The sequence below is a fragment of the Escherichia sp. WS1265 genome (genome assembly GCF_046487585.1).
Classification (GTDB): Bacteria; Pseudomonadota; Gammaproteobacteria; order Enterobacterales; family Enterobacteriaceae; genus Escherichia; species Escherichia coli.
In genome coordinates, this window is the sequence record NZ_JBJQJE010000013.1 from 124,876 (window position 1) to 148,852 (window position 23,977).

The window sequence follows — 23,977 nt, forward strand, 5'->3', positions numbered from 1 at the left end:
TCGAGTATAACCACATCTGTTAAATCAATGCCGATTTATCAATTCCCAGTCGCTTCATCCGTGACAGCAGGGTCGTGCGTTTCAGCCCCAGACGTTGCGCAGCGCCTTTAGGCCCGGCAACCACGCCGTTAGTTTCTTTCAGCACGCGAACAATCAACTGATATTCATCTTCGCCCTCCTGAGCGACAACCGTTGCGGCAGGCGGCGTTTCAGGCTCCGGTAAAGCAATATCTGGCAATGACAGCTGCAGCACGTTGCCGCGTGTCAGCAATACCGCGCGCTCAATGACGTTTTCCAGTTCGCGCACGTTACCCGGCCACTCCATGTTGCTCAAGGTGCGCAGCGTCTCGGCAGGAATGCTGTCGATATTGCGCCCCAGACGACGGGCAATTTTGAAGGTAAAGGCTTTTGCCAGCAGTGGAATATCTTCCGGACGCTCGCGCAGGGGCGGCAGGTGGATCGGGAAAACGTTCAGGCGGTAATAGAGATCGCTACGGAACTCGCGATCGGCGACCATTTTTTTCAGATCGCGGTTAGTCGCGGCAATTAAACGTACGTCCGTCTGAATGATTTTGTTGCTGCCGAGGCGTTCAAACTCCTGTTCCTGTAATACACGCAGCAACTTCGGCTGTAACTCCAGTGGCATATCGCCCACTTCGTCGAGGAACAGGGAGCTTTTATCCGCTAGTTCAAAACGACCAATGCGCTGGGCGCTGGCACCGGTAAAAGCCCCACGCTCATGACCAAACAGATCGCTCTCCAGCAATCCGGCAGGCATCGCCGCGCAGTTCATTTTTACCATGCGGCGATTATTACGCCCACTGAGATTATGGATCGCGCGGGCAATCAGCTCTTTACCTGTACCAGTTTCACCGAGAATCAGCACGGTACTGTCGCTTTGCGCCACCATTTCAACTTGTTTAAGTACGCTGTACATGGCTTCGCTGCGGCCAATAATCTCGCCAAATTCACTATCAACATTGTTGAGCTGCTCGGTCAGGGCGAGGTTTTCATCAACCAGCCGTTCTTTCAGACGATGGATTTCCTGATAGGCGAGGGCGTTATCGACAGCGATTGCCACACGTTCGGCAATCTGGCGCAGTAAATTCAAATTGGTAGTGGTAAACACTTTCTCTTCGCATTGCGCCAGTTTCAGCACGCCCAGCATGGTATCGCCAGACATCAGCGGTAACAGGCACAAGGTTTGAATCTGGTTGCCCCAGGTGTCGAACAACATGCGTTCATAGGGGGCTAAATCGTCCCGCTCGTGGAGATTAATCAGCAGCATCTCTTTGCTTTTGAAGACGCGTTCGGTGAGGGTTCCGGCTTCATCGACTTCGCTCTGTTCGTGGGCGGGATGCTGTTTATCAAGATAGTGAGTGGAGTAGATGTTGAGTTTGTTTTTACGGTGGCTGCGTAAGACGATGCTGATATCGTCAATGTCGAAGTAGTAATGGATTTCTTTGGCGACTTCGCTGACCAGTTCGTCCATATCCAGGCGGGAAAGCACCGCGTTGGTAATGGCAACCAGGATGCGGAAGTTATCGCGCTCCCGGCATAACAACTCATAGTCGACATTATTGACGACGCGGCTCTGGATTTGTTCGGTGACGACAGAAACGATCTGCGTAAATGTTTGCAGACGATTGAACTCTTTTTCGCTCCAGGGGCGATCGTCATAACGAATAAATTCACAGCCACCAAAAATATGCCCTTCCGCCGCCAGTGGCATCAGGCAATAGTGACCAAATTTTGGGTATAGCCCACCTGCGGCCAGCTGCGGCCAGGTTTCACAAAATTCTTCGTAACTGCAATGCAGCGTATCAGGGCGCGACAAAATGCTGCGTACCGGACCGTGTGCCAGAACAGTTTCGTCTTCATATTTAATGGGGGTGTCTTTTTCACGCGACACGTAATAAGACGCACGTTGAGTCTGCGCTTGCCACAACACAATAGCCGCGTTGTCGGCGAGCGCAGAACGCTTTACCAGTTGCGAAAGAGCCTCACACAGCGAGGCCAGATCGGGCTGCTGCAATAGTGTCCGAGTGATGTCGAACAACCCTTGCTGTCCGAGATCACTCATCGGTGTATATGACATTTTGTTCTTCCAGGAAAGCACCGCAAAGCGGTGCAAAAGGTCATTGACTAACTATAGGAGATTTAGAATTTTATTAGCATATACGCGGTAACGGTTCGGCGTGTGGTAAATCGAGGGTTCGTTTCACGCCATACAGACCGGCAAGACGAACACCTTTACGTTCCACCACTTCACCAATCAGCGCCGCGTCTTTTCCCAGTGGATGGGAATGTAACGCTGCCAGCACTTGCTCTGCCGCGTTGCGTTCAACGGCGATCACCAGTTTGCCTTCGTTGGCAAAGTTAAGGGCGTCCAGTCCCAGCAGTTCGCAAACGCCGCGCACGGCTGGTTTAACCGGCAGTGCCGCTTCTGAAATTTCAATACCACAACCGCAGGCTGCCGCGAACTCATGTACCACCGCGTTTACACCACCACGGGTGGCATCACGCAGCGCTTTCACGCCGGGAATGTCACGCAGCGTCTGAATAAGCGGCGTCAGCACCGCGCAGTCGCTGACCAGTTCGCCATCCAGCCCCAGCTGCTCACGCAGGTTAAGGATAGTCGCCCCGTGGTCGCCGAGTGTACCGCTAACCAGCAATACATCGCCTGCGGTTAGCGTCTGTGCGCCCCAGTGAATATTCGCCGGAATTGCGCCCATACCAGCGGTGTTGATAAACAGTTTATCTGCCGCGCCGCGCTGCACCACTTTAGTATCGCCAGTGACGATGGCAATGCCTGCCGCGCGCGCGGTTTCTGCCATGCTGGTCACTACGGCTTTCAGTGTCTCCATCGGCAATCCTTCTTCGAGGATAAAGCCACAGGAGAGATAGCGCGGAATAGCGCCACTGACCGCAACGTCATTCGCGGTGCCGCAAATCGCCAGCTTGCCGATATTACCGCCAGGAAAGAACAGCGGGTCAATGACGTAACTGTCGGTGGAGAACGCCAGACGGTCGCCTTCCGCTACCAGTTGCGCCAAATCAAGACGGGCCTGATCTTCCTGCTCTGCCAGCCACGGGTTGGCAAAGGCTTCCATAAACAGGCTGTTGATTAATTGCTGCATCGCCTGGCCGCCGCTACCGTGGGCGAGTTGGATATTATTCACGCTTCACTCTCCTGCTGACGATACTGATACCACGCGGCGCACGCCCCTTCGGAGGAGACCATCAGCGCACCAAACGCGGTTTGAGGATTACAGGTGTTACCAAACAGCGGGCATTGATGCGGCTTACATTTGCCCGTTAATACTTCGCCACAACGTGCGCGCGGGTCATCGCAGACCTGCTGCGGTGCCGGGCGGAAATGCGCTTCGGCATCGAATCGTTGATAATCCGGCGTCAGGTGCACCCCGGAAGATTCAATCACGCCTAAGCCGCGCCATTCGCTGTCGCCGTTGACACAGAACACATCGGCAATTGCCTGTTGCGCCAGCAGGTTACCGGCATCCGGCACTACCCGGCGATACTGATTCTCTACCTTGCTGTGGGCCGCTATTTTCTGCTCCACCAGCATGACCACGCCTTGCAGTAGATCAAGCGGTTCGAAACCAGCCACCACCAGCGGACGATGAAAATCGCTGGCGATAAAATTATAGGCATCAGTGCCGATCACCATACTGACGTGGCCGGGCGCGAGGAACGCGTCGATACCGTTATCCGGCTGTTCCAGCAAACTGCTCAGTGTTGGGATGAGCGTAATGTGCTGGCAGAAGAAGTAAAAATTCTGCACATCACGCGCTTTTGCCTGTTGCAGAGTGATAGCGGTGGTCGGCATGGTGGTTTCAAAACCTAAGCCGAAGAACACCACTTTGCGGGTTGGATTCTCCTGCGCCAGTTTCAACGCATCCATCGGCGAGTAAACGATGCGCACATCGGCACCGCGTGCCTTTGCCTGTAACAGCGAACCCTGTTTCCCTGGTACGCGCATGGCGTCGCCAAAGGTACAGAAGATGACTTCCGGATGGCTGGCAATCTCCACGCAGGTGTCGATTCTACCCATCGGCAGTACACACACCGGGCAACCGGGACCGTGGATAAACTCAACGTTTTCCGGCAGCAACTGGTCGAGGCCGAATTTAAAAATGGCGTGGGTATGACCGCCACACACTTCCATAATCCGCAGAGGGCGTTCGGCGGTGTAAGAGAGATGTGAAGCACGTTCGCGCAGATGCTCAATTAACTGCATCACCTGTTCCGGCGCGCGATATTCATCAACAAAACGCATTATTTTTCCTCGCCATACAACAGCGCACCGACATCCGGCTCAACGTCAAACATGTTTTGTAAGGCGTCGAGAGTGTCGCGCGCTTCGGCTTCATTAATTACGCTCATGGCAAAGCCAACGTGAACCAGTACCCACTGGCCCACGCGCGGCTGACCGTTTTCATCGCAGCTGCCGACTAACGTTAAATCGACATCGCGCTGAATGCCGCAGACGTCGACTTTCGCCTGGTTACCGTCAATGGTGCGGATCTGGCCGGGAACGCCTATGCACATCGCTGTGTCTCCAGCCAGTTCAGCCACTGGTCCATCCCTTCGCCGCTGGTGGCGGAAATAAGGATGATTTCAATTTCTGGATTGACTTCGCGGGCGCAGGCGATGCACTTCTCAACGTCAAAGTTAAGATACGGCAGCAGGTCAACTTTGTTGAGCAGCATTAGCGAGGCGGCGGCAAACATATGCGGATATTTCAGCGGTTTGTCTTCACCTTCGGTAACGGAAAGCACCGCCACTTTGTGTTTTTCACCGAGATCGAAGCTGGCCGGGCATACCAGGTTGCCAACGTTTTCGATAAACAGAATACCGTTATCGTCCAGTGGCAGGCGCGGTGCGGCGTCGGCAATCATCTGTGCGTCAAGATGGCAGCCTTTACCGGTATTCACCTGAATCGCTGGTGTGCCGGTAGCGCGAATGCGTGCGGCATCGTTCACGGTTTGCTGATCGCCTTCAATAACCGCGCACGGAACGCTGTCTTTCAGGCGCATTAAGGTTTCCGTCAGCAGGGTGGTTTTACCGGAACCAGGGCTGGAAACCAGGTTGAGCACCAGTTGCTTGCGGGCAGCAAAGCGCGCGCGGTTGCGTTCAGCCAGACGGTTGTTTTTGTCCAGCACGTCAATTTCGACTTCCAGCATTCGACGCTGGCTCATGCCCGGCGCGTGTGTGCCCGCTTCGCCATGACCGTAATGCAGGTCGCCTTCTTCAGTCTGGCTGGGGGTAAATTCAGGCGCTTTAATGCCGGTGATTTTCATCTTCGGGCGTGCCGCCGGGGCAAATGGCGCGCTACGAAACGCGGAATGAGGGTTATGTTCATCACCCTCGATATACAGGTTGCCTTCACCGCAACCGCATGTTGTACACATCGCTCACTCCTGGTCTATTTCTATCCGCCGAATCTGTAAACCGTCGTCTGCCACAATCTGTAGCATGTCACCATGACACTGTGGACAGCGGCGGACGCGCTGGGTCAGTAGCGTCACATACTGTTGGCATGTTTCACACCAGCATTCGGCCTCTTGTTCTTCGAGGTGCAGTTTACAACCTTCCGCCACGCTGCCGCGGCAAACCAGATCAAAACAAAAGGCAAGAGAGCTGGTTTCGACACAAGAAAATGCGCCAATTTTGAGCCAGACCCCAGTTACGCGTTTTGCGCCGTGTTTTGCGGCCTGCTGTTCGATCAATTCCAGTGCCCGTTGGCAGAGGGTTATTTCGTGCATATCGCCTCCCATTAACTATTGCCAGCTACAAGCAATAATTGTGCCAGTGTTGATTATCCCTGCGGTGAATAATGTCGATGATGTCGAAATGACACGTCGACACGGCGACGAAATTCATCTTTATCTTAAAAATCTGTTTCATAACAATGAATTAAAAGTTGGCACAGAAAATGCTTAAAGCTGGCATCTCTGTTAAACGGGTAACCTGACAATGACTATTTGGGAAATAAGCGAGAAAGCCGATTACATCGCACAGCGGCATCGTCGCCTACAGGACCAGTGGCACATCTACTGCAATTCGCTGGTTCAGGGGATCACGTTATCGAAAGCGCGCCTGCATCACGCCATGAGCTGCGCGCCGGACAAAGAACTCTGTTTCGTCCTTTTTGAACATTTTCGCATTTACGTCACCCTGGCGGATGGCTTTAACAGCCACACCATCGAGTATTACGTCGAAACAAAAGATGGCGAAGACAAACAGCGGATTGCGCAGGCGCAACTGAGCATTGACGGCATGATTGATGGCAAGGTCAACATCCGCGATCGCGAACAGGTTCTGGAACACTATCTCGAAAAAATCGCGGGCGTTTACGACAGCTTATACACCGCTATTGAAAACAATGTGCCGGTGAATTTAAGCCAACTGGTAAAGGGACAAAGCCCGGCAGCATGAGCTGAGGCTTTGCCCGTTTTGCAGGCGTTACGCCTGTTTGGGGATGGGCGTGTCGATGAGTGTCGAAAATGACATTTCATCGGCATGTTTTCGTCAAAAATGACAATCGCCTGAGGAATGCCTGGTGAATCGTTTTGTAATTGCTGACTCCACGCTCTGTATCGGCTGCCACACTTGTGAGGCCGCCTGTTCAGAGACGCATCGCCAGCACGGCCTGCAATCAATGCCGCGCCTGAGAGTGATGCTGAATGAAAAAGAATCTGCGCCGCAGCTCTGTCACCACTGTGAAGATGCGCCCTGTGCGGTGGTCTGCCCGGTTAACGCCATCACCCGCGTTGATGGGGCCGTGCAGTTGAATGAAAGTCTGTGCGTAAGCTGCAAACTCTGCGGCATCGCCTGCCCGTTTGGCGCAATTGAATTTTCCGGCAGCCGTCCGCTGGATATTCCGGCAAATGCCAATACCCCGAAAGCGCCACCGGCACCGCCTGCTCCGGCGCGTGTCAGCACATTGCTTGACTGGGTGCCAGGTATTCGCGCGATCGCCGTCAAATGTGACCTTTGTAGTTTTGATGAACAAGGTCCGGCCTGCGTGCGGATGTGCCCGACTAAAGCCCTGCATCTGGTGGATAACACCGATATCGCCCGCGTCAGCAAACGTAAGCGTGAGCTGACTTTTAACACGGACTTTGGCGATCTCACCTTGTTTCAGCAGGCTCAAAGTGGAGAGGCTAAATGAGCGCAATTTCCCTGATCAATAGCGGCGTGGCGTGGTTTGTCGCCGCCGCTGTTCTGGCATTTCTCTTTTCTTTTCAAAAGGCGCTAAGCGGCTGGATAGCCGGAATTGGCGGCGCGGTTGGTAGCCTGTATACGGCAGCCGCGGGCTTTACTGTGCTGACTGGCGCGGTTGGCGTGAGCGGTGCGCTGTCGCTGGTAAGCTACGATGTGCAAATCTCTCCGCTTAACGCGATTTGGCTGATTACGCTCGGTCTGTGCGGTCTGTTTGTCAGCCTCTATAACATTGACTGGCATCGCCACGCGCAGGTGAAGTGCAACGGCTTGCAGATCAATATGTTGATGGCTGCCGCCGTCTGCGCCGTCATTGCCAGCAACCTCGGTATGTTCGTGGTAATGGCAGAAATCATGGCCTTGTGCGCGGTGTTCCTCACCAACAACAGCAAAGAGGGCAAACTGTGGTTTGCACTGGGGCGTCTTGGCACTCTGCTGCTGGCGATTGCTTGCTGGCTGCTGTGGCAGCGTTACGGCACGCTGGATCTGCGCCTGCTGGATATGCGTATGCAACAGCTGCCGCTCGGTTCCGATATCTGGCTGCTCGGTGTGATTGGCTTTGGCCTGCTGGCCGGGATTATTCCGCTGCACGGCTGGGTGCCGCAGGCACATGCTAACGCCTCTGCGCCAGCTGCCGCGTTGTTTTCCACGGTAGTCATGAAAATTGGCCTGCTGGGCATTTTAACCCTGTCACTGCTGGGCGGTAATGCACCGCTGTGGTGGGGAATCGCGCTGCTGGTGCTCGGCATGATCACCGCGTTCGTCGGTGGTCTGTATGCGTTGATGGAACACAACATCCAGCGCCTGCTGGCTTACCACACCCTGGAAAATATCGGCATTATCCTGCTGGGGCTGGGCGCTGGCGTAACGGGTATTGCGCTCGAACAACCGGCGCTGATTGCCCTTGGTCTGGTCGGTGGTCTGTACCATCTGCTTAACCATAGCCTGTTCAAAAGCGTACTGTTCCTCGGGGCGGGGAGCGTCTGGTTCCGTACCGGGCATCGCGATATCGAAAAACTTGGCGGTATTGGCAAGAAAATGCCGGTTATCTCCATCGCCATGTTAGTCGGGCTGATGGCAATGGCTGCGCTGCCGCCGCTGAACGGGTTTGCCGGGGAATGGGTTATCTATCAATCCTTCTTCAAACTGAGCAATAGTGGCGCGTTTGTTGCCCGTCTGCTGGGGCCGCTGCTCGCTGTGGGGCTGGCAATTACCGGTGCGCTGGCGGTGATGTGTATGGCGAAAGTCTATGGCGTCACGTTCCTCGGCGCGCCGCGTACCAAAGAAGCCGAAAACGCCACCTGTGCGCCGCTCCTGATGAGCGTAAGCGTGGTGGCACTGGCGATTTGCTGCGTCATTGGCGGTGTTGCTGCGCCGTGGCTGCTGCCGATGCTCTCTGCTGCTGTACCTCTGCCGCTGGAGCCTGCTAACACCACCGTTTCTCAACCCATGATCACGTTGCTGCTGATTGCCTGCCCGCTGCTGCCATTCATCATTATGGCGATTTGCAAAGGAGATCGTTTGCCGTCGCGTTCCCGCGGCGCGGCCTGGGTGTGCGGCTACGACCATGAAAAATCAATGGTGATTACTGCTCACGGTTTTGCCATGCCGGTGAAACAGGCGTTTGCGCCGGTGCTGAAACTGCGCAAATGGCTGAATCCGGTGTCGCTGGTACCGGGCTGGCAGTGTGAGGGGAGTGCGTTGCTGTTCCGCCGGATGGCGCTGGTTGAACTGGCGGTACTGGTGGTGATTATTGTTTCACGAGGAGCCTGAGAATGAGTGTTTTATATCCGTTAATTCAGGCGCTGGTGTTATTTGCCGTTGCGCCGCTGCTCTCCGGTATAACCCGCGTGGCGCGCGCCCGCTTGCATAACCGTCGCGGGCCGGGCGTGTTGCAGGAGTATCGCGACATTATCAAACTGCTGGGTCGCCAGAGCGTTGGCCCGGATGCCTCCGGCTGGGTGTTCCGCCTGACGCCGTATGTGATGGTGGGCGTCATGCTGACTATCGCTACTGCGCTGCCGGTGGTGACCGTTGGTTCTCCGCTGCCGCAGCTGGGCGATTTGATCACTTTACTGTATCTCTTTGCCATCGCGCGTTTCTTCTTTGCCATTTCTGGTCTGGATACCGGTAGCCCGTTTACCGCTATCGGCGCGAGCCGTGAAGCGATGCTTGGCGTGCTGGTCGAACCGATGCTGCTGCTTGGTCTGTGGGTTGCGGCGCAGGTTGCCGGTTCCACCAACATCAGCAACATCACCGACACCGTTTATCACTGGCCGCTGAGCCAGAGCATCCCGCTGGTGCTGGCGCTTTGTGCCTGTGCATTCGCCACCTTTATCGAAATGGGCAAACTGCCGTTCGACCTGGCGGAAGCCGAGCAGGAGTTGCAGGAAGGTCCGCTCTCTGAGTATAGCGGCAGCGGCTTTGGCGTCATGAAATGGGGTATCAGCCTGAAACAGCTGGTGGTGTTGCAGATGTTCGTCGGGGTGTTTATTCCGTGGGGACAAATGGAAACCTTCACCGTCGGTGGGCTGCTGCTGGCGCTGGTGATTGCCATCGTCAAACTGGTGGTCGGCGTCCTGGTTATCGCGCTGTTCGAAAACAGCATGGCCCGTCTGCGTCTTGATATTACTCCGCGCATTACCTGGGCTGGGTTTGGCTTTGCATTTTTAGCGTTCGTCTCCTTGCTGGCGGCGTGATTAAAGAGAGTTTGAGCATGTCTGAAGAAAAATTAGGTCAACATTATCTCGCCGCGCTGAATGAGGCATTTCCGGGCGTCGTGCTGGATCACGCCTGGCAGACCAAAGATCAGCTGACCGTGACCGTGAAGGTGAACTACCTGCCGGAAGTGGTGGAGTTTCTCTACTACAAGCAGGGGGGCTGGCTGTCGGTGCTGTTTGGTAACGACGAACGCAAACTGAATGGTCATTACGCCGTTTATTACGTGCTGTCGATGGAGAAGGGCACCAAATGCTGGATAACCGTGCGCGTTGAAGTTGACGCCAACAAACCGGAATATCCGTCCGTAACGCCGCGCGTTCCGGCGGCGGTATGGGGCGAGCGTGAAGTGCGCGATATGTACGGTTTGATTCCGGTAGGGCTGCCGGATGAACGTCGTCTGGTGCTGCCGGATGACTGGCCGGATGAACTTTATCCGCTGCGTAAAGACAGCATGGATTATCGTCAACGTCCGGCACCGACTACCGATGCTGAAACCTACGAGTTCATCAACGAACTGGGCGACAAGAAAAACAACGTCGTGCCGATTGGTCCGCTGCACGTTACTTCCGACGAACCGGGTCACTTCCGTCTGTTCGTCGATGGCGAAAACATTATCGACGCCGACTACCGCCTGTTCTATGTCCATCGCGGCATGGAAAAACTGGCGGAAACCCGCATGGGTTACAACGAAGTGACCTTCCTCTCTGACCGTGTGTGCGGGATCTGCGGCTTTGCTCACAGCACCGCCTACACCACGTCGGTGGAAAACGCGATGGGTATTCAGGTACCAGAACGTGCGCAGATGATCCGCGCCATTCTGCTGGAGGTAGAACGCCTGCACTCGCATCTGCTCAACCTCGGCCTCGCCTGTCACTTTACCGGCTTCGACTCCGGCTTTATGCAGTTCTTCCGCGTGCGTGAAACCTCCATGAAAATGGCAGAGATCCTTACCGGTGCACGTAAAACCTACGGCCTGAACCTGATCGGCGGGATTCGTCGCGATCTGCTGAAAGACGACATGATCCAGACCCGCCAGCTGGCACAACAGATGCGTCGTGAAGTGCAGGAGCTGGTGGATGTGCTGCTGAGCACACCGAACATGGAACAGCGCACCGTCGGCATTGGTCGTCTGGACCCGGAAATTGCCCGCGACTTCAGTAACGTTGGCCCGATGGTCCGCGCCAGCGGACACGCTCGCGATACCCGCGCCGATCACCCGTTTGTTGGTTATGGCCTGCTGCCAATGGAAGTCCACAGCGAGCAGGGCTGCGACGTTATTTCCCGTCTGAAAGTGCGTATCAACGAAGTTTATACCGCGCTGAACATGATCGACTACGGTCTGGATAACCTGCCGGGCGGTCCGTTGATGGTAGAAGGTTTTACCTACATTCCGCACCGTTTTGCGCTGGGCTTTGCCGAAGCGCCGCGCGGCGACGATATCCACTGGAGCATGACCGGCGACAACCAGAAGCTGTACCGCTGGCGCTGCCGTGCCGCGACCTACGCGAACTGGCCGACCCTGCGCTACATGCTGCGCGGCAACACCGTTTCCGATGCGCCGCTGATTATCGGTAGTCTGGACCCTTGCTACTCCTGTACCGACCGCATGACCGTGGTCGATGTGCGTAAGAAGAAGAGCAAAGTGGTGCCGTACAAAGAACTCGAGCGTTACAGCATTGAGCGTAAAAACTCGCCGCTGAAATAAGGAATCGCCATGTTTACCTTTATCAAAAAAGTTATCAAAACCGGCACGGCGACCTCGTCTTATCCGCTGGAGCCGATTGCGGTTGATAAAAACTTCCGTGGTAAGCCAGAGCAGAACCCGCAGCAGTGCATCGGCTGCGCGGCCTGCGTCAATGCCTGCCCGTCAAACGCCTTAACGGTTGAAACTGACCTCGCCACAGGAGAGCTTGCCTGGGAGTTTAATCTCGGGCGCTGCATCTTCTGTGGACGCTGCGAAGAAGTTTGCCCGACGGCGGCGATCAAACTGTCGCAAGAGTACGAACTGGCGGTGTGGAAGAAAGAAGACTTCCTGCAACAGTCCCGCTTCGCGCTGTGCAACTGTCGCGTCTGCAATCGTCCTTTCGCCGTCCAGAAAGAGATCGACTACGCCATTGCGCTGCTTAAGCACAATGGTGACAGCCGCGCGGAAAACCACCGCGAAAGCTTTGAGACTTGCCCGGAATGTAAGCGCCAGAAATGCCTGGTGCCGTCCGACCGTATTGAACTGACTCGCCATATGAAAGAGGCCATCTGATGAGCAATTTATTAGGCCCCCGTGACGCCAACGGCATTCCGGTCCCGATGACGGTGGATGAATCCATCGCCAGCATGAAGGCGTCGTTACTGAAAAAAATCAAACGTTCTGCCTACGTTTACCGCGTGGACTGCGGCGGCTGCAACGGCTGCGAAATCGAAATTTTCGCCACGCTTTCGCCGCTGTTTGATGCAGAACGCTTCGGCATTAAAGTCGTTCCTTCACCGCGTCATGCGGATATTTTACTGTTTACCGGCGCGGTCACCCGTGCAATGCGATCCCCTGCGCTGCGTGCGTGGCAGTCCGCGCCGGACCCGAAAATCTGTATCTCCTACGGTGCCTGCGGTAACAGTGGCGGGATCTTCCATGATCTCTACTGCGTGTGGGGCGGTACGGATAAAATCGTCCCGGTGGATGTTTATATCCCTGGCTGCCCGCCAACGCCTGCCGCCACGCTGTACGGCTTTGCAATGGCGCTCGGCCTGCTGGAGCAGAAAATTCACGCCCGTGGCCCGGGTGAGCAGGATGAACAACCGGCAGAAATTCTGCATGGCGATATGGTGCAGCCGCTGCGCGTGAAAGTGGATCGCGAAGCACGCCGCCTGGCGGGTTATCGTTACGGTCGTCAGATTGCCGATGACTTCCTGACACAGTTAGGGCAGGGCGAAGAGCAGGTTGCACGCTGGCTGGAAGCGGAAAACGATCCGCGTCTGAACGAGATTGTCAGCCATCTGAATCATGTTGTTGAAGAGGCGCGTATCCGATGAGTGAAAAGGTGGTGTTCAGTCAACTGAGCCGTAAATTTATTGATGAGAACGATGCCACGCCCGCCGAGGCGCAGCAGGTGGTCTATTACAGCCTGGCGATTGGTCACCACCTTGGGGTTATCGATTGCCTGGAAGCGGCGCTCACCTGCCCATGGGATGAATATCTGGCATGGATTGCCACTCTGGAGGCGGGCAGCGAAGCCCGCCGCAAAATGGAAGGCGTACCGAAGTACGGTGAGATCGTCATCGACATTAACCATGTGCCGATGCTGGCCAATGCATTCGATAAAGCCCGGGCAGCGCAAACTTCGCAGCAGCAGGAATGGAGTACAATGCTGTTAAGTATGCTGCATGATATTCATCAGGAAAACGCCATCTATTTGATGGTGAGGAGATTGCGTGACTGACGTTTTACTCTGTGTTGGCAATAGCATGATGGGCGATGATGGCGCAGGCCCGCTACTGGCGGAAAAGTGCGCCGCCGCGCCGAAAGGTCACTGGGTGGTGATTGACGGCGGTAGTGCACCGGAAAACGATATTGTCGCCATCCGTGAACTGCGCCCTACGCGGCTGCTGATTGTCGACGCCACGGATATGGGGCTAAACCCCGGCGAGATCCGCATCATCGACCCGGATGACATCGCCGAGATGTTTATGATGACTACCCATAACATGCCGTTGAACTACCTTATCGACCAGTTGAAAGAAGACATTGGCGAAGTGATTTTCCTCGGCATCCAGCCGGATATCGTCGGCTTTTACTACCCGATGACCCAGCCGATTAAAGATGCGGTAGAAACCGTTTATCAACGACTGGAAGGCTGGGAAGGGAATGGCGGATTCGCGCAGTTAGCGGTGGAAGAAGAGTAGTTTTTCAGTAAGGAATCAGGACAGGGATGTTCTTGATGAGGGAATCAGAACTGATAGCAAACGCCAGATTGCCCGATGCGCAATGCTTATCGGGCCTACATGTCGCACGAACTATGTAGGCCGGATAAGGCATTCACGCCGCATCCGGCACGGTTGCTTACTCTAAATCTTCACCGTTACTGGCAATCACTTTTTTATACCACCAGAATGATTTCTTACGCGTGCGCGCCAGCGTACCGTTGCCTGCGTCGTCACGGTCTACGTAGACAAAACCGTAGCGTTTGCTCATTTCACCCGTTGAGGCGGAAACTAAATCAATACAGCCCCAGGTGGTGTAGCCCATCAGCGGAATACCGTCTGCAATCGCTTCGCCCATTGCGCGGATATGTTCGCGTAAATAGCTGATGCGATAGTCATCGTTAATGTCACCATTGGCAGCAAATTCATCTTTTGCGCCCAGGCCGTTTTCCACCAGAAACAGCGGCTTCTGATAACGGTCGTACATCATATTCATGGTGATACGCAGACCGAGTGGATCAATACCCCAGCCCCAGTCGCTTACCTGTAGATACGGGTTACGCAGCGATTTCACCACGTTCGCCGCACTGCTGTTGTTGGCGTTCATCTCCGCCGAGGCGCAGCGCGAGGCGTAATAGCTGAAGGAGACAAAATCGACGGTGTTTTTCAGGATTTCATCATCGCCCGGTGCTTTGTTGATGGTTACCCCTTTTTCGCGGAATACGCGGGCAGAGTAAGCCGGATACGCGCCCCGCGCCTGCACATCGATAAAAAACAGGTTTTCCCGGTCTTTCTCCAGCGCCGCCCAGACATCTTCCGGCTTGCAGCTATAAGGGTAGAAGTTGCCGCCCGCCAGCATACAGCCCACCTGATTTTGCGGGTTAACCTCATGGGCGATTTTGGTGGCTAGCGCACTGGCAACCAGCTGGTGATGCGCAGCCTGATATTTCACCTGATCCTGATTTTCGCCTTCTTCAAACACCAGACCCGCGCCGGAGAACGGGCTATGCAACATAATGTTGATTTCATTGAAGGTGAGCCAGTATTTCACCAGGCCATCAAATGCTTCAAAGCAGGTCCGGGCGTAGCGGCTGAAAAACTCCACCAGCTTGCGGTTACGCCAGGAGCCATATTCGGTGACCAGATGCATCGGCACATCGAAGTGGCACAACGTGACCAGCGGTTCGATACCGTACTTTTTACACTCTTCAAAGACAGAACGGTAAAAAGCAATGCCCTGCTGGTTGGGCGTCAGTTCATCGCCCTGCGGGAAGAGGCGGCTCCAGGCAATTGAGGTACGGAACACTTTGAATCCCATCTCTGCCATCAGGGCGATATCTTCTTTATAACGATGATAAAAATCCGTCGCCTCATGGCTGGGATAAAACTCGTCATCGCGCAACTGAAAACGTTTTTCCAGCCCCAGTTTCACCGCCATTCGATGCTCGCCGTGCGGGATCATATCGACCGTGGTCAGTCCTTTGCCGCCTTCGCGGAACGCACCTTCAGACTGGTTGGCGGCAAGCGCGCCGCCCCATAAAAAACCTTCTGGAAATACTGACATTTTCATCCTCAATTAAGACTTACTTCTTTGGCGACGGTCGGTTGTGCGCTCTGATGCTTTCGCGCCTCGGCAGCCGCTTCCTCAACAGGAATATCCTCAAAGCCGAGCAACAGTGTGAGGATAAACGACAGCACCACCGCCAGCGCCATGACCGCGAACACCCAGACGATGCTCATTGGATTCGCCGGATCGAAGAACTGCACGCTGGTAAATAGCCCCGGCGCTGCCATTGAGTGGCTGGCAAGCCCCGCCATACCGGCAACCGCGCCGCAAATAAAACCACTGATAAGACTGGCGATAAGCGGACGTTTCAGGCGGATCGCCACGCCATATAACGCCGGTTCGGAAATCCCCGCCATAATGGCTGATGCCGCCGCTGCGAGCGCCGTCTGGCGCAGTTCCGGGTTTTTCGTTTTCCACGCCACCGCCAGTGATGAACCGCCCAGCGACAGGTTAGCGCCGATCTCTGACGGCATGACCATCCCTTCTTTGCCGGTTTCGGCAATGGTCTGAATGATGGTTGGCGTAAAGACGCGGTGCATCCCGGTCATTACCAGCAGAGGCCACAGCGCGCCCATAATGGCGACTGAAAGCCAGCCCAGATAACCATGAATGGTGTAAACCAGCGCCGAAATGGCGCTACCGATCCAGATACCAATCGGGCCAATCAGCAGGATTGCCAGCGGTGCGGCAATCAACACAATCAGCATTGGCTTGAGGAAGTTTTTAGTCACCGCCGGTGTAATGCGATCCACCCAGCGTTCGATATATGACAGGCACCAGGTCATCACCAGCGCCGGGATCACCGTGTAGGTGTATTTCACCGCGGTGACCGGGATCAGGGCAAATTCGACATGTTCACCCTGGGCCGCTTTCGCCATTAATTCAATAAAACTCGGATGTACCAGCACACCCGCGATGGCAATCGCCAGCGACATATTGGTTTTAAATTTGATGGCGGCAGATGCCGCGACCATTAGCGGCAGGAAGAAGAAAGCACCGTCACCAATCACATTCAGAATGGTTAAGGTCGGCGATCCTTTTGTCAGCACGCCGCTCATCTCGAGGATCATCGCCAGCAGTTTGACCATCGATCCGCCGATAATCGCCGGGATCAGCGGTGACATGGTGCCGATCAGCGCATCGAGGATCCCCGCACCTATGCGACGTAGCGTAAGTTTGGGTTTACCCACGGGCTGTGCGGGCTGCATATCTCCCGGCAGCAGGCTGACGACTTCCTGAAAGGCTTGTGAAACGGTATTGCCGATAATCACCTGACACTGGTTGTCACTACGTACCACGCCGAGCACGCCGGGGATGGTTTTCAACGTCGGACTGTCGATAAGCTGGTCATCTTTGATAACAAAGCGCAAACGCGTCATACAGTGCGTGACTGCCGAGATGTTATCAACGCCGCCCAGTGCCGCTATCACCGAGCGTGCCAGCGCCGCATAATTTTTGGCCATCGGATTTTATCCTGTTATCAGTAGGGTAGATGTAGTTGTTATCAGTCGACGTGACGGAAAAATGCCGATGCTGAAACGGAATTAGGAAACCGGTTTCACAAAATCATGAATAGTTGTCACTAAATAAGCAAGAGAGTTAATTGTTCATTTTTTATATTTGTGAAACCGGTCACCTGAATATTTTTCCCGCCGATTGCGCAAGGACAATCGGCAAACGGTGCAGTACACTGCGTTGATTGCGTGTAAAGGGATGAAAATGATGACGACGATGCTGGAAGTGGCGAAGCGCGCCGGGGTTTCAAAAGCGACCGTTTCCCGCGTGCTTTCAGGTAATGGCTACGTCAGCCAGGAGACTAAAGATCGCGTGTTTCAGGCGGTAGAAGAGAGCGGTTACCGTCCAAACTTGCTGGCGCGCAATCTGTCGGCGAAGAGTACTCAGACGCTGGGGCTGGTCGTGACCAACACGCTTTACCACGGCATTTATTTTAGTGAATTACTGTTTCATGCCGCGCGAATGGCGGAAGAGAAAGGGCGACAGTTGCTATTGGCAGATGGTAAACATAGCGCCGAAGAAGAGCGCCAGGCGATTCAGTATCTGCTGGATTTGCGCTGCGACGCCATTATGATTTACCCGCGTTTTTTAAGCGTGGATGAGATTGATGACATCATTGACGCACACAGTCAGCCGATAATGGTGCTTAATCGCCGCCTGCGCAAAAACAGCAGCCATAGCGTCTGGTGCGATCATAAACAGACCAGCTTTAACGCCGTGGCAGAGTTGATAAACGCCGGACATCAGGAGATTGCTTTCCTTACCGGTTCGATGGATTCCCCCACCAGCGTTGAACGTCTTGCCGGGTATAAAGACGCGCTGGCGCAGCATGGTATTGCGCTCAATGAAAAACTTATCGCTAACGGTAAATGGACGCCTGCCAGCGGGGCCGAAGGGGTAGAAATGTTGCTCGAACGTGGGGCTAAATTTAGCGCGTTAGTTGCCAGTAACGACGATATGGCGATAGGTGCGATGAAAGCGTTACACGAGCGCGGCGTAGCGGTGCCAGAGCAGGTGTCAGTTATCGGATTCGATGATATCGCTATTGCCCCCTACACCGTTCCGGCGCTCTCCAGCGTAAAAATTCCGGTAACTGAGATGATTCAGGAAATTATTGGACGGCTGATTTTTATGCTCGATGGCGGGGATTTCTCACCGCCGAAAACCTTCAGCGGAAAACTGATCCGCCGTGACTCACTCATTGCCCTTTCGCAATAAACATTGTCATCACATGTCATCGTCACTAGTGTCGATGACATCGTTTTTCCTGCATTACAGAATTTAATTTCCTTAAATAACAGTAAATTAAAAACTGGCATGATTTGTGAATGTATCGGCGCATTAACTGTCATTGCTGGAGAATTTGATGAACCGTTTCATCATTGCTGACGCGAGTAAATGTATTGGTTGCCGTACCTGTGAAGTGGCGTGCGTGGTTTCTCATCAGGAAAATCAGGACTGTGCATCGCTGACCCCGGAAACATTTTTACCGCGTATCCATGTCATTAAAGGTGTGAACATTTCCACGGCGACAGTTTGCCGTCAGTGTGAAGATGCACCGTGCGCTAACGTCTGCCCGAATGGTGCTATCAGTCGTGATAAAGGGTTTGTTCATGTGATGCAGGAACGTTGTATTGGTTGCAAAACCTGCGTTGTGGCTTGCCCGTATGGCGCGATGGAAGTGGTGGTACGTCCGGTGATTCGCAACAGCGGCGCGGGGCTGAATGTACGGGCTGACAAAGCCGAAGCCAATAAATGTGACCTGTGCAACCATCGTGAAGACGGCCCGGCGTGTATGGCGGCTTGCCCGACTCATGCGCTGATTTGTGTCGATCGTAATAAACTTGAACAACTGAGCGCAGAAAAACGTCGCCGTACGGCGCTGATGTTCTAAAAATCTTACTGAACTGTTCTGGCATCAAAGGAATTCCCGGAAATATTCGTAGAATACGGAGCGGGCGGTATCGCCGACCTGTGATTGCCGGATACGACGCTGTCGTGTCCGGCAGGGCGGGTTACGCAATTCATGATGGCGGGAATAACTCAATGGCAAAAAACACATCTTGCGGTGTCCAACTGCGTATTCGTGGCAAAGTGCAGGGCGTCGGTTTTCGTCCGTTTGTCTGGCAGCTGGCACAGCAATTAAATCTTCACGGCGATGTCTGTAATGACGGCGATGGCGTAGAAGTCCGGCTGCTGGAAGACCCGGAAACGTTTCTTGTGCAGTTGCATCAGCACTGCCCGCCGCTGGCGCGTATTGATAGCGTCGAGCGTGAGCCGTTTATCTGGTCACAACTGCCCACCGAGTTCACTATCCGTCAGAGCACAGGCGGCGTCATGAATACGCAAATTGTTCCCGATGCCGCGACTTGTCCTGCCTGTCTTGCTGAAATGAATACCCCGGGCGAGCGGCGTTATCGTTATCCGTTTATCAACTGTACCCACTGCGGCCCACGTTTCACCATTATTCGCGCGATGCCTTACGACCGCCCGTTTACCGTGATGGCGGCGTTTCCGCTGTGTCCGGCCTGTGACAAAGAATATCGCGACCCGCTCGATCGTCGCTTCCACGCCCAGCCGGTGGCCTGCCCGGAGTGTGGCCCACATCTTGAATGGGTAAGTCATGGTGAACATGCAGAACAAGAGGCGGCATTACAGGCGGCTATCGCACAGTTAAAAATGGGCAACATTGTCGCCATCAAAGGGATTGGCGGATTTCATCTCGCCTGCGATGCGCGTAACAGTAACGCGGTGGCGACACTTCGGGCGCGCAAACATCGCCCGGCGAAACCGCTGGCGGTCATGTTGCCAGTGGCAGAAGGTTTACCAGACGCTGCGCGCCAGTTGCTTACCACGCCCGCCGCGCCGATTGTGCTGGTGGATAAAAAATACGTACCTGAGCTTTGTGATGATATCGCCCCTGGCCTTAACGAAGTCGGGGTAATGTTGCCTGCGAACCCGCTCCAGCATTTGCTGTTACAGGAACTGCAATGCCCGCTGGTGATGACCTCCGGCAACCTGAGCGGTAAACCACCGGCTATCAGCAACGAACAGGCGCTGGCGGATTTGCAGGGCATTGCCGACGGATTCTTGCTACATAACCGCGACATCGTGCAGCGGATGGATGATTCAGTGGTGCGCGAAAGCGGCGAAATGCTGCGCCGTTCGCGAGGGTATGTACCGGACGCGCTGTCTTTGCCTCCGGGCTTTAAAAATGTTCCGCCTGTGCTGTGTCTCGGCGCGGATCTGAAAAATACCTTCTGCCTGGTGCGCGGTGAACAAGCGGTGTTGAGTCAGCATCTGGGCGATTTAAGTGACGATGGCATCCAGATGCAGTGGCGCGAAGCGTTACGCCTGATGCAAAACATCTACGATTTCACCCCGCAATACGTTGTGCATGACGCGCATCCGGGCTATGTCTCCAGCCAGTGGGCGAGCGAAATGAATCTGCCGACACAAACGGTGCTGCATCATCATGCCCACGCAGCGGCGTGTCTGGCAGAACATCACTGGCCGCTGGATGGCGGTGATGTCATTGCGTTGACGCTCGACGGTATCGGTATGGGGGAGAACGGCGCTTTATGGGGCGGCGAGTGCCTGCGGGTGAACTATCGCGAATGCCAGCACCTGGGCGGCTTGCCAGCGGTGGCGCTTGCTGGGGGCGATTTGGCGGCGAAGCAGCCGTGGCGTAACCTGCTGGCGCAGTGCCTGCGCTTTGTGCCGGAGTGGCAGAATTACCCTGAAACGGCAAGTGTGCAACAGCAAAACTGGAGCGTGCTGGCGCGGGCCATTGAGCGTGGAATTAACGCGCCGCTGGCGTCGTCGTGTGGGCGTTTGTTTGATGCTGTGGCGGCGGCACTGGGCTGTGCGCCAGCCACGTTAAGTTATGAAGGTGAAGCGGCTTGTGCTCTGGAGGCGCTCGCAGCCTCATGTGACGGAGTGACGCATCCGGTGACGATGCCGCTGGTGGACAATCAACTGGATCTCGCCACTTTCTGGCAGCAGTGGCTGAACTGGCAGGCACCGGTTAATCAACGCGCGTGGGCGTTTCATGATGCGCTGGCGCAGGGTTTTGCCGCGTTGATGCGTGAGCAGGCCACGATGCGCGGTATCACTACGCTGGTATTTAGCGGTGGGGTTATTCATAACCGATTGCTGCGTGCACGTCTGGCGCATTATCTCGCTGATTTCACATTGCTCTTTCCACAGAGTTTACCGGCGGGTGATGGCGGCTTGTCTCTGGGGCAGGGGGTTATTGCTGCGGCGCGCATCCTGCATACTGCATAGTGGTGGATGTGGCGTAACTAAGCGTAAATAGAGCGCGGACAGTCCCCTCGCCCTTTGGGCGAGGGAGAAAACCATGCCTACACCGGCAACGTTTTCAACAATCCAAACGCCTCTTTCATCCGATCCTCACTGACCACAAAGGCGCGAAGCTGGTCGGCATCATCAACACCGCGCGCCACCATTCCCTGGCGTTCGGTATTTATCTGCCAGCGTAAATCCCGACGCTGGGTTTCGCCTGCCAGATGCAGCGGTAATTCCGGCGTTTTGATTTTCACCAGCATCGACGGGAGTTTCAGCGGCGTGTTATTGCCGAGAAGATTTTTTGCCAGCACCATCGCGCTAAGTTGAATCGGTTGCAGGAACGGCAATACCTGACCGTTAATTTCCGCGCAATCGCCCAGCGCATAAATATCGGCATTACTGGTTTGCAGATAACTATCGACGCAAACGCCGCGATTAATCGTCAGCCCTGCGCGTCGTGCCAGGGCGGTTTCCGGGCGCAGCCCGGTGGCGGCAATTACCGCATCCACTTCGATGCTGCGCTGGCGGTCCAGCGTTGCCAGAATGCCAGAATCTGTTTTTTCTAGTCCCTGCAACTGAGATTTCAACTGCAGATGAACATCCATCTCCGTCAACCGATGCTGCAAGCGGCTGCTTACTTCCGGTGGCATTAACGATGCCAGAATACTGGCAGCGTTGTCGATTAGCGTGACCGCTTTGCCTGCACGACAAAAATCCATCGCCAGTTCGCTACCAATCAAACCACCGCCGACAATCAACACGCGTCGGGCATCCCGCAGTTGCGTTTCACAGGCGCGATACTCTTGCTGACTATTTAACGTCAGCATTAACTCACGCCCAGGCACTGGCGGGACAAAGGCACTGGCACCAGTTGCCAGCACCAGCTTGTCGTATTGCCACTGATTATTCTGGCTTTTCACCACATGGGCTTCGGCATCGATATCCGTCACCCAGGTGTGCGGAAACAGGTGCAGATTAAACTGCTCGGCAAATTCACCCGCCGTCTGGCGGGTAAGGTCATCGGCACGTTGCCCCTGGCTGATAACATGGCTGAGATCCGGTTTGTTGTACTCATCCATGCTGTCGGCGGCAATCAGGGTTAATGGAATACTGGCGTCCTGTTTGCGAATATTTTTCACCAGTTGGCGGGCGGCGAAGCCCGAACCAATGATCACAATGCCGTTGCTCATTTTGCCTCCGATGCCAGTTCGTCAAAGACGTCTTTTCCAAGGGAGCATTCCGGGCACAGGAAGTTATCCGGGACTTCACTCCACGGCGTTCCTGGCGCAACGTCCTGCATTGGCTCGCCTTTTGCCGGATCGTAAATCCACTGGCAGACGCTGCACTGCATCCGTGGGCCGAGGTCAGCCGTCGTGGTGGCAGAGGTTTCTTCTTTAACTACCGTATTCACCGTGCTCTGCGGCAGCGGCGCGAGCGCCCACTGACGGGCGATTTCGCGACCGTGTTCACGGCATAACTCCAGAGCGTCCTGGTCCGGTCGCCATTTGGCTTTCAGGCTAAGCGACATTTCGAAACCTGCATCCTGCAGGCGTGTGGAAAGACGATCCACCGCACCGCCGCTCCAGCCGTGAGAGCCGAAAGCACTGGCGCGTTTGTTACGGAAGCGTAAACCAGTCATCTCCTCCACCAGCCCGGCGATTTTTGGCATCATCACGTTATTCATCGTCGAAGTGCCGACCAGCACGCCTTTTGAGCGGAAGACATTGGTCAGGATTTCGTTTTTATCGCTTCGGGCGACGTTGAAAATTTTTACCGCCACGCGTGGGTCGGTTTCCGCAATACCCTGGGCGATAGCGTCAGCCATCATGCGGGTGTTATTCGACATGGTGTCGTAGAAAATGGTGATTCTGTCTTCCTGATAATCCGCCGCCCATTTCAGGTACAGCTCGACAATTTGCGTCGGGTTATCGCGCCATACCACGCCGTGAGAGGTCGCTATCATATCGACTGGCAAGTTAAAGCCCAGGATCTCGGTAATTTTCGGCGTTACCAGGCGGCTGAACGGCGTCAGGATATTGGCGTAGTAACGCTGGCACTGCTCGAAAAGCTCCGTCTGATCCACTTCATCGTTGAACAGATGCTCGTCGCAGTAGTGCTGACCGAAAGCATCGTTACTGAACAGCACCGCGTCGCCTGTCAGGTAAGTCATCATGCTGTCCGGCCAGTGCAGCATTGGCGTTTCGACAAAAATGAGCTGTTTGCCGTTGCCGATATCCAGCGTGTCGCCTGTTTTCACCACATTAAAATTCCACTCCGGATGATGGTGATGACCATTTATCGAGTCGATAGCGTTGGCAGTACAGTAGATCGGCGTATCGGGAATTTGTGCCATCAGTTCGGTCAGCGCCCCGGCGTGGTCCTCTTCAGCATGGTTAATTACGATGTAATCGATATCCGCCAGATCGATTTCATTACGCAGGTTCTGCACAAATTCACGGCTGAATTTATGGTCGACGGTGTCGATCAGCACGTTTTTTTCTTCGCGGATGAGGTAGCTGTTGTAGCTGCTGCCGCGCAGCGTTTTATATTCTGTACCGTGAAAATCACGCACTTCCCAGTCACGTTGACCAACCCAATGAATGTTATTTTTCACCACAATAGACATAGCAACCTCAATTTATTCAGCGTGTTCTAAAAAGATGTCTTGCTAACTGCAGATTGCGTGCCAGTTTTTTATCTGATTGT

The 23,977-nt window shown here is 54.7% G+C and carries 22 protein-coding genes; 12 read left to right on the forward strand and 10 right to left on the reverse strand.

Annotated elements, in window-relative coordinates; genetic code table 11:
* Positions 1-19: 19 nt before the first annotated feature.
* The 6 genes from flhA to hypA form a co-directional block, all read right to left on the reverse strand.
* Positions 20-2,098 (reverse strand): formate hydrogenlyase transcriptional activator FlhA, encoded by a 2,079-nt coding sequence (gene flhA, locus ACJHX3_RS14520; protein ID WP_094321845.1) that lies wholly within the window; start codon positions 2,096-2,098, stop codon positions 20-22.
* Between the two features lie 73 nt (positions 2,099-2,171).
* Positions 2,172-3,182 (reverse strand): hydrogenase maturation carbamoyl dehydratase HypE, encoded by a 1,011-nt coding sequence (hypE, locus tag ACJHX3_RS14525; protein ID WP_001059912.1) that lies wholly within the window; start codon positions 3,180-3,182, stop codon positions 2,172-2,174.
* Positions 3,179-4,300 (reverse strand): hydrogenase formation protein HypD, encoded by a 1,122-nt coding sequence (hypD, locus tag ACJHX3_RS14530; RefSeq protein ID WP_042064406.1) that lies wholly within the window; start codon positions 4,298-4,300, stop codon positions 3,179-3,181. Before hypD ends, hypE begins: the two co-directional genes overlap by 4 nt.
* Complete coding sequence (gene hypC / locus ACJHX3_RS14535) at positions 4,300-4,572, reverse strand: hydrogenase 3 maturation protein HypC (RefSeq protein WP_000334881.1); 273 nt, start codon at positions 4,570-4,572, stop codon at positions 4,300-4,302. The genes hypD and hypC overlap by 1 nt, the downstream gene beginning before the upstream one ends.
* Entirely contained in the window at positions 4,563-5,435 is an 873-nt protein-coding gene (gene hypB, locus ACJHX3_RS14540) for a hydrogenase nickel incorporation protein HypB (protein ID WP_000337665.1), read from the reverse strand. The genes hypC and hypB overlap by 10 nt, the downstream gene beginning before the upstream one ends.
* A gap of 3 nt (positions 5,436-5,438) precedes the next feature.
* The gene (gene hypA / locus ACJHX3_RS14545) at positions 5,439-5,789 is read right to left on the reverse strand and encodes a hydrogenase maturation nickel metallochaperone HypA (RefSeq protein ID WP_001299100.1); all 351 of its coding nucleotides are present in this window, start codon (positions 5,787-5,789) and stop codon (positions 5,439-5,441) included.
* A 211-nt stretch (positions 5,790-6,000) separates the two neighbouring features.
* Between hypA and hycA the strand changes: the two genes are divergently transcribed.
* The 9 genes from hycA to hycI all read left to right on the forward strand — a co-directional run bounded on the left by hycA (position 6,001) and on the right by hycI (position 13,863).
* A complete protein-coding gene (gene hycA / locus ACJHX3_RS14550; protein ID WP_000158056.1) occupies positions 6,001-6,462 on the forward strand; it encodes a formate hydrogenlyase regulator HycA in 462 nt (153 codons plus the stop codon).
* A 124-nt stretch (positions 6,463-6,586) separates the two neighbouring features.
* Complete coding sequence (hycB, locus tag ACJHX3_RS14555) at positions 6,587-7,198, forward strand: formate hydrogenlyase subunit HycB (RefSeq protein WP_001079186.1); 612 nt, start codon at positions 6,587-6,589, stop codon at positions 7,196-7,198.
* Positions 7,195-9,021 (forward strand): formate hydrogenlyase subunit 3, encoded by a 1,827-nt coding sequence (hycC, locus tag ACJHX3_RS14560; protein WP_001521141.1) that lies wholly within the window; start codon positions 7,195-7,197, stop codon positions 9,019-9,021. Before hycB ends, hycC begins: the two co-directional genes overlap by 4 nt.
* Before the next feature lie 2 nt (positions 9,022-9,023).
* Positions 9,024-9,947 carry a formate hydrogenlyase subunit HycD gene (gene hycD, locus ACJHX3_RS14565; RefSeq protein ID WP_000115226.1) on the forward strand — a complete coding sequence of 308 codons (924 nt, stop codon included), beginning with the start codon at positions 9,024-9,026 and terminating at the stop codon, positions 9,945-9,947.
* Positions 9,948-9,964: 17 nt separating this feature from the next.
* A complete protein-coding gene (gene hycE / locus ACJHX3_RS14570; RefSeq protein WP_001288122.1) occupies positions 9,965-11,674 on the forward strand; it encodes a formate hydrogenlyase subunit HycE in 1,710 nt (569 codons plus the stop codon).
* 9 nt (positions 11,675-11,683) lie between these two features.
* Positions 11,684-12,226: a formate hydrogenlyase subunit HycF gene (hycF, locus tag ACJHX3_RS14575; RefSeq protein ID WP_000493785.1), complete on the forward strand. Its 543-nt coding sequence runs from the start codon at positions 11,684-11,686 to the stop codon at positions 12,224-12,226.
* Positions 12,226-12,993 (forward strand): formate hydrogenlyase subunit HycG, encoded by a 768-nt coding sequence (gene hycG, locus ACJHX3_RS14580; protein WP_000067399.1) that lies wholly within the window; start codon positions 12,226-12,228, stop codon positions 12,991-12,993. The genes hycF and hycG overlap by 1 nt, the downstream gene beginning before the upstream one ends.
* Positions 12,990-13,400: a formate hydrogenlyase assembly protein HycH gene (hycH, locus tag ACJHX3_RS14585; protein ID WP_001291921.1), complete on the forward strand. Its 411-nt coding sequence runs from the start codon at positions 12,990-12,992 to the stop codon at positions 13,398-13,400. The genes hycG and hycH overlap by 4 nt, the downstream gene beginning before the upstream one ends.
* Positions 13,393-13,863: a hydrogenase maturation peptidase HycI gene (gene hycI / locus ACJHX3_RS14590; protein WP_000132947.1), complete on the forward strand. Its 471-nt coding sequence runs from the start codon at positions 13,393-13,395 to the stop codon at positions 13,861-13,863. The genes hycH and hycI overlap by 8 nt, the downstream gene beginning before the upstream one ends.
* A 157-nt stretch (positions 13,864-14,020) precedes the next feature.
* Here the strand turns inward: hycI and ascB are convergent, their stop codons facing one another.
* Both ascB and ascF read right to left on the reverse strand, forming a co-directional pair.
* Positions 14,021-15,445 (reverse strand): 6-phospho-beta-glucosidase AscB, encoded by a 1,425-nt coding sequence (ascB, locus tag ACJHX3_RS14595; protein ID WP_000110333.1) that lies wholly within the window; start codon positions 15,443-15,445, stop codon positions 14,021-14,023.
* 8 nt (positions 15,446-15,453) lie between these two features.
* Positions 15,454-16,911: a PTS cellobiose/arbutin/salicin transporter subunit IIBC gene (gene ascF, locus ACJHX3_RS14600; RefSeq protein ID WP_001107857.1), complete on the reverse strand. Its 1,458-nt coding sequence runs from the start codon at positions 16,909-16,911 to the stop codon at positions 15,454-15,456.
* Between the two features lie 259 nt (positions 16,912-17,170).
* Here ascF and ascG point away from each other — a divergent pair, with 259 nt between their 5' ends.
* From ascG to hypF, 3 genes are all read left to right on the forward strand, one after another.
* Positions 17,171-18,181 (forward strand): DNA-binding transcriptional regulator AscG, encoded by a 1,011-nt coding sequence (ascG, locus tag ACJHX3_RS14605; protein WP_024185229.1) that lies wholly within the window; start codon positions 17,171-17,173, stop codon positions 18,179-18,181.
* Positions 18,182-18,329: 148 nt separating this feature from the next.
* Entirely contained in the window at positions 18,330-18,857 is a 528-nt protein-coding gene (hydN, locus tag ACJHX3_RS14610; RefSeq protein ID WP_001078777.1) for an electron transport protein HydN, read from the forward strand.
* A 152-nt stretch (positions 18,858-19,009) separates the two neighbouring features.
* Positions 19,010-21,250 (forward strand): carbamoyltransferase HypF, encoded by a 2,241-nt coding sequence (gene hypF / locus ACJHX3_RS14615; protein ID WP_001107670.1) that lies wholly within the window; start codon positions 19,010-19,012, stop codon positions 21,248-21,250.
* Between the two features lie 77 nt (positions 21,251-21,327).
* Here the strand turns inward: hypF and norW are convergent, their stop codons facing one another.
* Together norW and norV are read right to left on the reverse strand one after the other, a co-directional pair.
* Positions 21,328-22,461: an NADH:flavorubredoxin reductase NorW gene (norW, locus tag ACJHX3_RS14620; RefSeq protein WP_000064698.1), complete on the reverse strand. Its 1,134-nt coding sequence runs from the start codon at positions 22,459-22,461 to the stop codon at positions 21,328-21,330.
* Positions 22,458-23,897, reverse strand: a complete 1,440-nt coding sequence (gene norV, locus ACJHX3_RS14625; RefSeq protein ID WP_000029622.1) for an anaerobic nitric oxide reductase flavorubredoxin — start codon at positions 23,895-23,897, stop codon at positions 22,458-22,460. Before norV ends, norW begins: the two co-directional genes overlap by 4 nt.
* Positions 23,898-23,977 lie beyond the last annotated feature (80 nt).

Excerpts from the sequence above, each read along its gene's own strand:
- hypF (WP_001107670.1), top strand. The coding sequence starts at position 19,010 with ATGGCAAAAAACACATCTTGCGGTGTCCAACTGCGTATTCGTGGCAAA.
- flhA (WP_094321845.1), bottom strand. The coding sequence starts at position 2,098 with ATGTCATATACACCGATGAGTGATCTCGGACAGCAAGGGTTGTTCGAC.
- hycG (WP_000067399.1), top strand. The coding sequence starts at position 12,226 with ATGAGCAATTTATTAGGCCCCCGTGACGCCAACGGCATTCCGGTCCCG.
- hypC (WP_000334881.1), bottom strand. The coding sequence starts at position 4,572 with ATGTGCATAGGCGTTCCCGGCCAGATCCGCACCATTGACGGTAACCAG.
- hypD (WP_042064406.1), bottom strand. The coding sequence starts at position 4,300 with ATGCGTTTTGTTGATGAATATCGCGCGCCGGAACAGGTGATGCAGTTA.
- hycA (WP_000158056.1), top strand. The coding sequence starts at position 6,001 with ATGACTATTTGGGAAATAAGCGAGAAAGCCGATTACATCGCACAGCGG.
- hypB (WP_000337665.1), bottom strand. The coding sequence starts at position 5,435 with ATGTGTACAACATGCGGTTGCGGTGAAGGCAACCTGTATATCGAGGGT.
- hycH (WP_001291921.1), top strand. The coding sequence starts at position 12,990 with ATGAGTGAAAAGGTGGTGTTCAGTCAACTGAGCCGTAAATTTATTGAT.
- hycF (WP_000493785.1), top strand. The coding sequence starts at position 11,684 with ATGTTTACCTTTATCAAAAAAGTTATCAAAACCGGCACGGCGACCTCG.
- hypA (WP_001299100.1), bottom strand. The coding sequence starts at position 5,789 with ATGCACGAAATAACCCTCTGCCAACGGGCACTGGAATTGATCGAACAG.
- hycD (WP_000115226.1), top strand. The coding sequence starts at position 9,024 with ATGAGTGTTTTATATCCGTTAATTCAGGCGCTGGTGTTATTTGCCGTT.
- norW (WP_000064698.1), bottom strand. The coding sequence starts at position 22,461 with ATGAGCAACGGCATTGTGATCATTGGTTCGGGCTTCGCCGCCCGCCAA.
- ascF (WP_001107857.1), bottom strand. The coding sequence starts at position 16,911 with ATGGCCAAAAATTATGCGGCGCTGGCACGCTCGGTGATAGCGGCACTG.
- hycC (WP_001521141.1), top strand. The coding sequence starts at position 7,195 with ATGAGCGCAATTTCCCTGATCAATAGCGGCGTGGCGTGGTTTGTCGCC.
- ascG (WP_024185229.1), top strand. The coding sequence starts at position 17,171 with ATGACGACGATGCTGGAAGTGGCGAAGCGCGCCGGGGTTTCAAAAGCG.
- norV (WP_000029622.1), bottom strand. The coding sequence starts at position 23,897 with ATGTCTATTGTGGTGAAAAATAACATTCATTGGGTTGGTCAACGTGAC.
- hycE (WP_001288122.1), top strand. The coding sequence starts at position 9,965 with ATGTCTGAAGAAAAATTAGGTCAACATTATCTCGCCGCGCTGAATGAG.
- hydN (WP_001078777.1), top strand. The coding sequence starts at position 18,330 with ATGAACCGTTTCATCATTGCTGACGCGAGTAAATGTATTGGTTGCCGT.
- ascB (WP_000110333.1), bottom strand. The coding sequence starts at position 15,445 with ATGTCAGTATTTCCAGAAGGTTTTTTATGGGGCGGCGCGCTTGCCGCC.